Origin of the sequence: Marinifilum sp. (assembly GCF_965230805.1) — a bacterium.
In the GTDB taxonomy this organism is placed as follows: Bacteria; Bacteroidota; Bacteroidia; order Bacteroidales; family Marinifilaceae; genus Marinifilum.
Window position 1 is genome coordinate 4,264,076 of record NZ_OZ246019.1, and the last position, 13,219, is coordinate 4,277,294.

General features: G+C 37.1%; 10 protein-coding genes. 1 reads left to right on the plus strand and 9 read right to left on the minus strand.

The annotated features are described in order from the left end of the window. Positions 1–8: 8 nt before the first annotated feature. From ACO05S_RS16535 to ACO05S_RS16570, 8 genes are all read right to left on the minus strand, one after another. On the minus strand, positions 9–782 hold the full coding sequence (locus ACO05S_RS16535) for a thiazole synthase (RefSeq protein ID WP_421919124.1): 774 nt from the start codon (positions 780–782) through the stop codon (positions 9–11). Continuing rightward, positions 775–1,383, minus strand: a complete 609-nt coding sequence (gene thiE, locus ACO05S_RS16540; protein ID WP_421919125.1) for a thiamine phosphate synthase — start codon at positions 1,381–1,383, stop codon at positions 775–777. Before thiE ends, ACO05S_RS16535 begins: the two co-directional genes overlap by 8 nt. Further along, positions 1,364–1,990, minus strand: a complete 627-nt coding sequence (locus ACO05S_RS16545) for a thiamine phosphate synthase (RefSeq protein ID WP_421919126.1) — start codon at positions 1,988–1,990, stop codon at positions 1,364–1,366. The genes thiE and ACO05S_RS16545 overlap by 20 nt, the downstream gene beginning before the upstream one ends. A gap of 2 nt (positions 1,991–1,992) precedes the next feature. Next, entirely contained in the window at positions 1,993–3,795 is a 1,803-nt protein-coding gene (gene thiC, locus ACO05S_RS16550; RefSeq protein ID WP_421919127.1) for a phosphomethylpyrimidine synthase ThiC, read from the minus strand. A 106-nt stretch (positions 3,796–3,901) separates the two neighbouring features. Continuing rightward, positions 3,902–4,105 carry a sulfur carrier protein ThiS gene (gene thiS / locus ACO05S_RS16555; protein ID WP_421919128.1) on the minus strand — a complete coding sequence of 68 codons (204 nt, stop codon included), beginning with the start codon at positions 4,103–4,105 and terminating at the stop codon, positions 3,902–3,904. 234 nt (positions 4,106–4,339) lie between these two features. Beyond that, the gene (locus ACO05S_RS16560; protein ID WP_421919129.1) at positions 4,340–5,065 is read right to left on the minus strand and encodes an ion transporter; all 726 of its coding nucleotides are present in this window, start codon (positions 5,063–5,065) and stop codon (positions 4,340–4,342) included. 98 nt (positions 5,066–5,163) lie between these two features. After that, positions 5,164–6,342 carry a YibE/F family protein gene (locus ACO05S_RS16565; protein WP_421919130.1) on the minus strand — a complete coding sequence of 393 codons (1,179 nt, stop codon included), beginning with the start codon at positions 6,340–6,342 and terminating at the stop codon, positions 5,164–5,166. Positions 6,343–6,381: 39 nt separating this feature from the next. Next, positions 6,382–7,920: an alkaline phosphatase gene (locus tag ACO05S_RS16570; protein ID WP_421919131.1), complete on the minus strand. Its 1,539-nt coding sequence runs from the start codon at positions 7,918–7,920 to the stop codon at positions 6,382–6,384. A gap of 487 nt (positions 7,921–8,407) precedes the next feature. Between ACO05S_RS16570 and ACO05S_RS16575 the strand changes: the two genes are divergently transcribed. Next, positions 8,408–10,753, plus strand: a complete 2,346-nt coding sequence (locus tag ACO05S_RS16575; RefSeq protein WP_421919132.1) for a TonB-dependent receptor — start codon at positions 8,408–8,410, stop codon at positions 10,751–10,753. Between the two features lie 27 nt (positions 10,754–10,780). Here ACO05S_RS16575 and ACO05S_RS16580 read toward each other — a convergent pair whose 3' ends face one another. After that, positions 10,781–13,039: a tetratricopeptide repeat protein gene (locus tag ACO05S_RS16580; RefSeq protein WP_421919133.1), complete on the minus strand. Its 2,259-nt coding sequence runs from the start codon at positions 13,037–13,039 to the stop codon at positions 10,781–10,783. Positions 13,040–13,219: the final 180 nt, after the last annotated feature.

Genomic DNA, 13,219 nt, shown 5'->3' on the forward strand with positions numbered 1-13,219 from the left:
TGTAATTACTATAATTCTTCCAAGAAGGAAGTTAGCGGACTACTCGCATGTGCAGCAACTGAACGTTCGGCTAGTTTTGCTTCGTAAGCCATTCTACCAGCTTCAACAGCCATTTTAAAAGCCTTGGCCATTTCAACAGGATTTGGAGATACAGCAATTGCGGTGTTCACAAGTACAGCATCAGCACCAATCTCCATGGCAGCAGCTGCATGAGAAGGAGCTCCGATTCCAGCATCAACAACAACAGGAACATTACTTTGTTCAACAATGATTTTTATAAAATCGATGGTTTGCAATCCATTGTTTGACCCAATTGGTGAGCCCAATGGCATTACTGCGGCTGTTCCTACTTCTTCCAATTTTTTACAAAGTACAGGATCGGCCTGTACGTATGGGAGAACATGAAATCCAAGTTTTACCAATTCTTCGGCTGCTTTAAGCGTTTCTTCACCATCGGGCAATAAATACTTAGGATCTGGATGAATTTCTAATTTTAACCAATTGGTTTCCAATGCTTCTCTTGCTAATTGAGCTGCAAATACAGCTTCTTTAGCATTGCGAACACCAGATGTGTTTGGTAAAAGATTAACTCCTGTAATGTTCAGGTGCTTTAGCATATTGTCATTCTCGTCCTCAATATCAATTCTTTTTAAAGCCATTGTAACCAGTTCCGAACCGGATGCTTCAATGGCTTTTTGCATAATTTCATTGGAACTGAATTTCCCTGTTCCTGTGAATAATCTCGATTTAAATATTTTATCTCCTAATTGTAAATCAGTCATGCTTATGGTTGTTTAGTATTTTCAATAATGCTCCTGAAATAGCAACTCCATGCATTCCTGCATGTTGCAATTCTTCAATTTCATCCAATAATATTCCTCCTACTGCAACAAGGGGAATTTCAATTTCCTTTTCATTCATTTCTGATAGGATTTTTTGATATCCTTCCATACCAACAATCGTACTCAGGTTCTTTTTTGTAGTCGTGTGTCTAAAGGGCCCAACACCTACATAATCAGCCCCACGTGATTTTTGAAGGATGATATCATTTAAAGTATTTGCAGTTCCTCCAATGATGATTTCTTTACCAAGAATTTTTCTTGCTTCATCAATAGGAGTGTCTTTCAACCCAAGGTGAAGGGCATGAGCTCCAATTTCTTTTGCAATTTCAATGGAATCATTTATGATTAAAGTTCCTTTCTGATCATTGGCATATTGCAAGGCTTTTGAAGCTTCTTCAAATATTTCTTCCTTGCTGCTGTTTTTCATCCTGATTTGGACTGCCTCTATGCCATTTTCAAAAGCTAGTTTTGCTTGCATGGAATGCGACAATACAGCATGATCTTGTGTGATGTATTGGATTTTAGGAATTGCTCTTTGCATATTCGGTCTGCATTATTGAGTTAATTTCTTTGAAATTTGATTGAATCATATTCCGATTCTTAAGTGGATCATTGGTCCAGACAGCACCCAAAACAGCGAATCCATCAAATGGATAATCTTTTAACTGTTTGATATTGTAGGCTGCTATTCCTCCCAGTGCATAGACTTGAGTTTGTTTGGATTCATTTAAAAACTTTTTGACTTCCTTCAAATTCAGATTTCCCTGATATCCTTGTTTTGAAATACTTTCGAATATCGGACTCAAATAGACATAGTCAAATGTCTTGCCTAATGATTTGATCTCTGAAATTGAATGGCATGACGTTCCTTTACACACATCAGTATCCAGTTGAAGCGCCTTTTTTCTCTTAGTTCCTGAGAAATGCATTCCTTTCAGATTAAATTTGGTAAAGACCTCCACTTTGTTATGCAACACAATTTTAGGATGTATTGCTTCAGGTATTTCATTTAGGTAGTCGACCAAATCCCTTTCGGTAGCATTAGGTTTTCTTAGGTGAAATGTGAATTCATAATGATCCAGTAAAGAGGAAACAATTTCAGTTTCCCCTTTAAAAAAATCAGGATATGATAGTAAAATCAATTCCATTTTTAGCTGTATAATTCATTTCCAGCCTCTTCGAATTCTTCGCCCTTTGCTTTTGCTTTTTCAGCAAGTTCGCGTACCTCCATAGTTGCACGCATCGAACAGAAGTTTTCACCGCACATCGAACAAAAGTGAGTTGATTTATAGCCTTCGTCAGGAAGTGTTTCATCGTGAAACTTCATTGCTTTCTCACTATCAAGTGCCAAAGAGAATTGATCTTTCCATCGGAATTCGAAACGAGCTTTACTCATGGCGTTGTCACGATATTGAGCACCTGGAAATCCTTTGGCCAAATCTGCTGCATGTGCAGCTAGTTTGAAAGTAATAACACCTTCTTTCACATCTTCTTTGTTTGGCAAACCCAAGTGTTCTTTCTGTGTTACGTAGCACAGCATAGCCGTTCCATGCCAGGCAATCATAGCACCACCAATCGCCGAGGTAATGTGATCATATCCTGGAGCAATATCAGTTACCAAAGGACCTAAAGTGTAGAATGGAGCTTCATCGCAATGTGCCAATTGCTCATCCATGTTTTCTTTGATCATGTGCATTGGTACGTGTCCTGGTCCTTCTATAATAACTTGCACGTAGTTCTCACGGGCAATTTTGGTTAGGTGACCAAGAGCTTCCAACTCACCAAACTGCGCTTTGTCGTTTGCATCGGCTAAACATCCGGGACGCAAACCATCTCCCAACGAAACGGCAACATCATATTTTGCAAGGATTTTACAGATATCTTCGAAGTGAGTATATAGGAAATTCTCTTTGTGGTGATGCAGAATCCATTTTGCAAGAATTGATCCTCCGCGAGAAACAATTCCAGTAGTTCTGTGAATGGTCATTGGAATGTGTTTCCAAAGTAGTCCTGCATGAATGGTGAAGTAATCCACACCTTGCTCACATTGTTCAATCAATGTGTCTCTGTAAATTTCCCAGCTTAAATCTTCTACTTTACCATTTACTTTTTCAAGTGCTTGGTACAAAGGAACTGTTCCTACTGGAACTGGACTGTTTCTTACGATCCACTCCCTTGTTTCATGAATATTTTCACCAGTGGATAAATCCATAATGGTATCGGCACCCCAACGGAATGCCCAAACTGCTTTCTCTACTTCTTCTTCAATGCTTGATGTGGTAGGAGAGTTTCCAATGTTACCATTAATCTTTACCAAAAAGTTTCTACCAATAATCATTGGTTCTGCCTCTGGATGGTTAATGTTTGCAGGAAGAATTGCACGTCCTTTTGCAATTTCATCGCGCACAAATTCAGGTGTAATATGAGTTTCAGGAATCTGAGCACCCATTGGACACCCCTTGTGTTGAGAGTATTTTTCCTTGATCTCATCAATACGTTGGTTTTCGCGAATGGCAACATACTCCATTTCTGGCGTGATCATTCCCTTTTTTGCATAGTAGTATTGCGAAACGTATTTGCCTTCTTTTGCTCTTAATGGTTTGGTACTTACATGATCGAAACGCAAGTGATCTAAACTTTCATCAGCAAGACGCGCGCGGCCATAGTCAGATGACATGCCATCCAATTCATCAACGTCATCTCGGCCTTGGATCCATTGTTTGCGAATTTTTGGTAATCCTTTTTCAAGATCAACCACAATTTGATCATCGGTATAAGGACCAGATGTATCATATACAGTAACCGGATGGTTTTTAATTGTATTTCCATCCTTATCAGTGGTATCCGCCAATTCGATTTCACGCATAGCCACTTCTATGTCGTGAATTTTACCTTTTACATAGACTTTTTTGGAGTTAGGAAAACCTCCTTGAGTAATGCTCTTTGTTTTCAATTTTTTATCTGTTTAATTGTTACTTCTTGGTATTAGAAGGAGCAATTAAACGACAAATGAATATTGTTTGTTCTTGCTGAAAGCTGTTATCTTTTAACTAGAAAAATCATCCACCTTTTGTAGCCGAAACAATCAAAACTTTGTCGTTTTCCTGAAGTTGATGAGATTCCCAATCCTGTTTTTTTACTACACTATTGTTTACAGCTACTGCAATACCTTTTTGGTTCACGTATTCAGTCACCGATAAAAGTGTAAATAGCGAAGTACATTCATCCAAAGCAATTGGATTACCATTACAAAAAATGTTCATTTCAAAAAAGATTACAGGAGCAGAAACAGGAGATAAATACAATCCCTTGGCAGCATTATCCGCCCAGGTTCGTAGGGTATAATCTCAGCCGTTACAGGCACCCCTTGTTAATGCTGACAAACTTAAATGAAATATTTTGAATAACAATCGTTATCGATTTAAAAAAATGAAAGAAAGATTTAAGTAAAAGTGGAACTCGTATAAAATCAAGATGTTAGAGTATGTAAAAAAATATTATCCCTTAGTTCTTCGTTCATCTTCTTCAATTTCTCGAGCTTTAGAGAGTGAGGTAGCCACTAAACCCGCGGGAACAGTAACCACACCTACACCAATAAGCAGAACAAAAAAGGTGAATATTTTTCCTCCAACAGTAATTGGGTAAACATCGCCATAACCAACGGTGGTAAGGGTTACAATAGCCCACCACAAGCTATGAAATACCGATGCAAATACCTTTGGTTGAGCTTCGTTTTCGAAAAAATAAATTCCTGATGCAGATAAGAAAATTAGGATTCCTGTTACGATAAAGAAGAGAATAATTTCCTCTCTTACGATTTTAGCAGCAATATGAAATCGGTGTAAAGCCCTGTTGTACCTGATTAGTTTTAGGGTTCTGAATACCCTGAATATGCGAAATGCTCGAATGGCTCTAAAGTCAAGTGTTCCGCGCAAATAGAAGGGAAGAATGGCTAGCAAATCTATTATTCCATAAAAACTGAAAATATAGGAGAGAGGTTTCTTTGATACAAATATTCTAAGCAGATACTCAATGGAGAAGACAATAATACAAAAAGCTTCAAAGTATTCGAGCAATGTAATTACACTAGCTGGATTATTGGGCAATGTTTCAACCGAGAAGGAGATTAAAGAAAGCATGATTAGGACCTGAATAGTATAATCGAACACTTTCCCTTTTTTTGTTGTATTGTCTTCAACAATGCTTCTTATATATTCTTTCATGCTAAGTCACTTCAAATTCTATCTATAATAATTCACTTTCAAAAGTAGCAAATATTATAATATTAAATTTGAAATTATGACTTGGTGACAGAGAGCCCTTAAGCAAGGGCTCCTGTTGTTTTCTTAGATTTTGAAGTATAAATGTATCCGCCAACAATTGCGGTAATTGGTGCAACCAGTACCAGTCCAAAGCTACCAACCAGAGTATTCAGAATCTCGGCAGCAATAAAATTGGTGTTAAAAATACTTACCATAGGGGTTCCTTTGGCCATTAGTGCCATAAACAAGAACATGAATCCACCAGAGTAAGCAAAGAGCAGTGTTGTAGTCATGGTCCCTATTACAGGATAGGCAATATGAAAGCCTGATGTAATTAATTCTTTGGTTCCGATTTCGGGCTTTTTAAGAACCACTTCATTTTGCGATGCGGAGATATCCATGGCAACATCCATTACTGCGCCGGCAGCTGAAATAAATATACCGGAGATAAAGATATCGGTGATCTTTAAATTGGTAAATCCTGTATAGAGAAGAGTTTCAGAGAAATCTTTTACTGTACCGGGGATGTTAAAGAAATAACCGAATAAAACTGCCAGAAAACCAGTGATACAAATTCCGGATAATGATCCTGTTAGGGCTACAAATCCTTTTTTACTGAATCCATTGATTAGGATGATGATAACAGCTGTGGTAAAAGCCAAAATAAGGAGCGATATTAATATTGGGTTAAATCCCTTGAGCAGAAGAGGGATTAAAACTTTCCAGATGGATAGAGCTGTGAAAACAAAGGAAAGCAATGCTTTAAATCCGGTAAGGCCAGCAAAAACGATTAGGAAAATAGCGAATAAGGCAAATAATATCAGTTCAATATTTATTCGGTAAAAATCATCGGCACGAGCACTAATTACTTTATCTTTTTGCTTGTTTGTGGTGAGCACAGCAAGAACTTTGTCGCCTTCTTTAAATATCTTATCTAATTTTTTTTGCCCCATTAAAACATTGTGGGCATTTAAAGTATCACCTTTAAACTTGCCTTCTGAAATTTCCATTTTTAAATCCTGAGTCCCAACTGTAACAACGGCGTGGGTATGCAGATCCTCATTATTGGTTTCCAAAATTAATGCTTTAACTCTTTGGTTTTTCTCCACTAGAATTGGGTTCTCGAATCCTGTAGGAAGCAAGAATAGTACAATGGATAGCAGAGAGATACTAATTGTAAATAACTGATTTGACTTTTTAAACTTCATGCTAATAAAATAGGAAAATCTGTCAGCCACACAGACTGACAGATTTTGATTGAATTTATTGAGAATTGATTATTTCTCTTTTAAAGTTTGATACTCTGCCACCTTCATGATTTTCTTCGCAACATCTGTATTGTCGTAGTATCCGTCGAATAATGTAGAACCTTGACCAATTGCAAATACCGGAACAGGAACACCTGTATGTGAATAGGTTCCCCAATCGATACCAGCTTTGTTGTTTAAAATGTGAGTGATGGTAACGGTGAACGGATCGTAGTAACCGTAGATTACACTGATTTCTTCTGGTGCGTGATCAGACTCACCAGACATACTTCTGTTGAAAGCATCTTCAAGCAATTCTCTTTCGTAATCACTAATTTCCAATCCTTTTGCTTCGTCTCCTAAACCAAAAGAAGCTTTGGCTTCTGCAAGCGCAGATTCGAAAGTCATGTTGCCGTCAGCAGCCCATCCTTTAACTTTAGAAGTGAACACTACATACGACTCTGATTGATACTGAAGCAAATCAAAAGCTGTTTCATATTTAGTAGAAGCAAACCCTAATGACAATCCACCAGTTTCGTGGTCACCAGTTACAACAATTAAAGTTTCGTTAGGGTGCTCTTTGTAAAAGTCAAGAGCCTTACCAATTGCTTGGTCAAAAGCAATCATATCCATAGATGAAGCAACAACATCATTAGCGTGACAAGCCCAGTCTACCTTACCTGCTTCAACCATCATGAAGAAACCTTCTTCATTGTCTAGTACTTCAATACCTTTTTCAGTAAAATCAGCTAAAGTAATCATATCATCTTCGCTATCTTGGGCATAAACATCCATTGCATAAGGAAGTGCACAACCATCGCTTGTGTAGGTTTCAAGCTTTTTGATGGTAGCAATGGTTTTTCCTGATTTAGCGTTTAGTGCATCAAATGCAGCTCTGGTGTTTACATACGAATAACCTTTGGTTTTAGCATCTGCAATAAAGTTATCTAAAGTATATCCTTTGTATTTGTTGTGACGTACATTACCACCTGCAAAATAATCGAAATTAGAAACCAATAAATCTTGCCCAATTTCCTGGTAGTTGTTTCTTGAATCAGTGTGAGCGTAAAAACAAGCAGGGGTAGCGTGATCGATACTTACCGATGAAATGATTCCAACTTTCATTCCTTTTTCCTTAGCCATTTCAGCCATGGTTTTTAAATCTGAAGTATGATCACCATTCTGAGAAATAGTTCCGATAGTGGTTTTGAATCCTGTAGCCAAAGCAGTAGCCGATGCAGCTGAACCTGTAATGTATCTGTCTTCGGCATGAGTGGTTTGCATACCTGTTACCGGCAATTCGCGAATGTTCATATGACCCAAGCTAACCGCCTTGGTTGATTTGGTAGTTCTCAACTTAAAGTTTGGGTTAGCCAAAGCAGCTTCGGTAACGTTAATCTGGGTATTCGACATCCCATCACCAATAAAATAGAAAACATACTTTGGTGTTCTGTAAATACCTGTATGATCCGGATCAACTTTTACATCATCGTCGTTGTCACATGATGTAAAAACTGTTGCAAGCAAAGCACACATAGTGAGTGCTTTTAAAAAAATTGATTTTCTCATTTTAGATTTTGTTTAAATATTATTTGTTTTGCCCTGCTAAATTATGATGAAATAGAGAGGTGTTTGGAAATTTTAAATGAAGTTTGGTTTAAGTAAATCTATAAACGTGAGGTGTAAAACTTTACAATTATTTTATTAATCAAGGATTGTATTTGTTTGTTTTTTGTACTAAATGAAATGTAGGGCTATATCATCGGAGAAAGAGAGGTTTTTATCTTTATTTAGATCTTATTTTGTGCTGTTTCATGATGTGGAATTGATTTGATGCATAATTCTATGAAAATTTAACTGTTGTTTAAGGTATGCCTGTTTGAATAGAGGAGTGCTAATGGATTGAGTTGGCTAGTTTATATCATTATGAACAAATAAAATGAAAAGATCCAATCTATGAAAACGCAATAAAAAAATGCAATTAAGCGATTCGGAATTGCGAACATATTTATAACTTAAATGTTATGAATTGGTAATCACACACACAAATTTAAAAATGAAAAAACTGCTATTCATCTTTTTAATACTATTTGCCATTAATGCTTATTCGCAAATTAGTACTTCCATTATGGGTTATGTTACCGATGAAACGGGAATGACCTTAATAGGGGCTTCAGTTTATCTTGAAAATACCACGCAGGGAGCAACGACCGATATAAATGGCAATTATCGAATCGAAAATGTTAAGCCGGGATCCTATAACTTGGTTGCAAGTTACTTGGGTTATAAAAGTCAAACACGATACAATATTGATATCAAATCGGTAGGTAATCAAGAATATAATTTCATTCTCGAGCAATCGGCAACCAGCCTGTCAGAAGTTATAGTTTCCAATAAAAATAAGATTACGCGCCCAAGAGAAACACCTCTTTCAACACAAACTTTATCAGCGGTTGAAATTGCTACCTATCCTGGTGGAAATAACGATGTGGTGCGCGTAGCACAAACATTTCCAGGGATATCTCCATCACCGGGAGGGTTTCGCAACGACTTAATTATTAGAGGAGGAGCACCAAACGAATCTGTTTATTACCTGGATGGCATAGAGATCCCTAATATCAATCACTTTAGTACGCAGGGAAGTTCAGGAGGTCCGGTTGGGATGCTGAATGTATCATTTATTGATGATGTTACTTTATCAACTTCAGCATTTGGCAGTCAGTACGACAATGCTTTGTCGGGCGTTTTGCAATTCAGTCAACGCGAAGGCAGCCGATCGTCATATCATACCAATTTTAGACTTAGTGCGAGTGAGGCCGCATTAACGAATGAGGGGCCCTTATTTAAAAAGGGTGAGGAGCAAAGCAAGACCAGTTATATGATATCGGTGCGTCGTTCTTATCTTCAATTTTTATTTGAATTAATAGGCTTACCTATTCGACCTGACTATTGGGATTATCAATACAAAATCACACATCGAATCGATAAGTACAATACATTAAATCTGATAGGATTGGGATCGATAGACGACTTTGCTGTTGATGCCAGTGGTGATATGGAAGAGGATGAGTTATCGATTTTGGAGCAGGCTCCTTTTATCGAACAAGAGAGCAATACCATAGGACTAAGCTGGACGCACAGATTCAGATCCGGCAAGGGTTTTATGCAAACAAGCGTTAGCAACAACTCCTTAAAAAATGATTTCTCGCGCTACGAGGACAATAGAAGTCAAAGTGGCTTGTATTTCAAGAACGATTCGCGTGAAATGGAGACCAAACTGCGATGGGCTATGACTTACTTTAAAAAAGACTGGAAAGTTCAAGCAGGATTCAACCTGCAACGTAGCGATTACAAGAACAACACCATTGATTTGAATGACAATTATGCCTACAAAACCAAAATTGATTTCATAAAATATGGCGGATATGCCAATATCACGCGTAGCTTACTCGATGAGCGTTTGGATTTTTCTTTCGGCTTGCGTATGGATGGCGACAGTTTTACCCAAGGAAATAGCTTATTGTCTACTTTGTCTCCACGAATGGCTTTATCCTATGAGTTTGTTGATGATTGGAAGCTGAAAGCATCGCTGGGCAGATACTATAAAATAGCACCATATACCATGCTGGGATACCAGGAGAATGGAGCTTTTGTGAATAAGGATGCCAATTACACCAGAAGCGATCACTTTGTGCTGGGAATGGAGCGAATACTAGGGCCGGCAGCGAGTATCAGTCTGGAAGCATTTTACAAGAAATATGAAGATTACCCGGTATCCATAGCAGATCAGGTTTCGTTGGCCAATAAAGGTGCCGATTTTGAGGTGCTGGGAAATGAGGCTGTTGAGACGGTAGGAAAGGGTAGGAGTTATGGACTGGAATTGCAATATCAGCAAAAGCTAAGTAAACGCTTTTACGGTTTGTTAGCCTATACATTTTTCTACAGCGAATTCACAGGCTTCGACCGAAGTACATATTTGCCATCCATTTGGGATAGTCGTCACCTGATATCCTTTACCGGAGGATATAAACTCAAAAAAAACTGGGAGATTAGTGCACGTTATCGCTTTGCAGGCCAAACACCAATCGTACCCACCAATATAGATGAAACCTTGATTCGTTATCCCGAAATTGTTTTGGATTACAGTCGAATGGGAGAAGAAAAGCTAGGAGTTTTCAGTGAATTGGATGTGCGTATTGACAAAAAATACAATTTCAGGAAGCTTTCCTTAGAGTTTTTTCTGGAGATACAAAATCTACTCATGCATAAAACACCAGAAGCGCCTGAGTACATTCTGGCACGAGATAACAATGGGTTGATAGCCGAACCTCTAAGTCTGAAACAGGTAATGGAAGAGGAAGGGTCACCAATTCCTACCATTGGTATTGTTATTGATTTTTAATGAAAGCAGATTTATTGGAAAGCCTCTTTAATCTTGCTTTTGAGGCGCCATTTCCTCAATCAGATCTTCCAGTTTCTGATTGGCAGTCATATTCAATTTCTTTCTAAGTCGGTATCTTGCTGTATTTACACTCGATGGCGAAATCATTAGGATTCCTGACATTTCTCGTTTGTTCAGTCCAAGTTTTATCAAGGTGAATATTTTAATTTCATTTCTCGACAAGTTTGGAAATCTCGATTTTAAATCGGGAATAAAATTCGAATTCTTTTTCGAAAAGATTAGCAAATAGTCATCCCAATCTTCTTCGGTGGTAAGCTTCGAATTCAACAAACATTCAAGTTCATTCATTTCCCCATTGGAGGTTGATGAATTTTGGGTGTTGCTGATTTTGTCTTTCAGCTGTTCAATGGTTTCTTCCTTAATTTTAATCAGTTCTTTGTTTTTTTCAATGGTCGATTTATCGATTATTGATTGCTGTTCCAATTTTTCCTGAACCGTTTCTTTGATGTGTATTTCCGACTGAAGTCTTTTGGTTCTTCTGCGCATGTACATCACAAGCAAACTGATTAAATTGAGGGACAATAGAATGTAGAAAGACCTGATTAAAATAATTCGATTGCTCAGCCTTTTATTTTCTTGGTTTAAAGCTTTCTTTTCATGTTTGACTTGTTGTACTGTAAATTCATTGTCCTTTTTGTAAAGCATCAGAACATTTTCACGATCATGAATTCGTTTGTTGATGCTATCGGCTTTTTGCAAATAAAAGTATGCATTGTCCAATTCATTTAATTTTTTGTATGCATTGGATAGTGACTGTGCAATGTTCGATTTATCCTGGATTATGGAAATAGAGTTGTTTTGATTCCATGCTCTTTGCAGGTGTATTGCTGCCGAATCTGCTAGATTGATCTGCAAATAGTATTCACCAAACATTTTTTGAGTGTATGTTTTTAAGGTTTTTGAATTGGTTTGATCGGAAAGCTCTTTCGCTTTTTTAATGTGAACAAGGGCAGTGTTAGGCTTGTGGTCGAACTGCAATAGGATAAGTGATTTGTGCAAGTGATAAGTGCATTCAGAGCTTTTTGATTGATGAGCTTGTGCTTGCTCTTTCAGAATATTTAGGTAATGTTCGGCAGAATCTCTATTATGTTGTAGAATTTTTGATTCTACAAGATTTATGTAGTCAACAATGGCTAAATAATAAAGTTTAGCTTCTTTATGCATTTTTAATGAATGATGCAGGTACTTATCGGCATCTTTTCCATTCTTCCATTTAATCATTAATCTGCCTAGTTGCTGATAAGCCTTTGCTATGGCATTATTGTCTTTATTATCGATAAATATTCGAATGCCATCAAATATCATATCCACACCTTTCTTTAGGTTGCCGCTTAAATCGTAGCATAAACCAAGATTCTGAAGAAGGTAGGATATTTTATGATTGTCATTTTGTTTTTTTGCAATATCCATAGCCCTTTCATAATATGCAATGGCTTTGTGATTGTCGCCAAGATTGCTATACAGTGCACCAAGATAGGCCTGATCCATATAGATTTGGTCTTCGGTATCCCATTTGTTGCTAATTTCAGCAGCTTTTAAGAGGTAGTATTCTGCTTTTTTGTAATCAATTCCGCAGTTGTATAAAAATGCAAGGTTGGCATAATAAGCTCTTAGATACAAATCACTTAATGATCTGTTTTTTTCAAGGCTTTTATGTAGATAAGAGATGCCATCTTCTAGCTTGGCTGCGTACCAATAGGTGTATGTTAATTGTTTTAAAAATGCATCAAAATATCTTGATGCAAAAGAATGTAAGTCGGTATTAAGCAGTTTAATGGAGTAATAGTAACCATTCTTAAAAGCATCAATGGCTTTATCGTAATGTTTTAATCCCTGAAAGTTTCTTGCTCTTAAATAGTGTATCTGTAGTTTTTCCTTTGGCCTGTTCAATTGGTCAGCCAACAGAAAACCAGCCTCAACTTTCTGTAATGATTTTTTGTATTGCTTACTTGAATATAATCCCGATCCCCAATACAAATTCGTTTTTAGAATGGCCAGTGAATCATTAAAGGAAATAGCCTCCTTGTAGCATTTCTCAGCATAAAAAATAATTGTGTCGCCATTGTTTCCATATGAAAAATGTTCTGCAATCTTTAAATAGGTCTCCAAATGATCTTTCCCAGCTTGATGAGTTGAAATCCGGAGCAGTGAATCAATTCTGTTATCGCAAAAACCATTTGAAAATTGGAATATCCAAAAGAGAAATAATGGTATAAATCTACTCATTGTATATAATATTGTTAATACGAGAGGCAAAAATATATAAATTGGAATGCACCTACAAATATGTATATATAAAATCCTTATCGTATAAGTATTTGATATTTAGATATTATTTGATATTTGATAAAGATGTCTATTGCAATGTCTATCGATGTTTTTGCCTTAGAGATAAGGAAGTTTGCA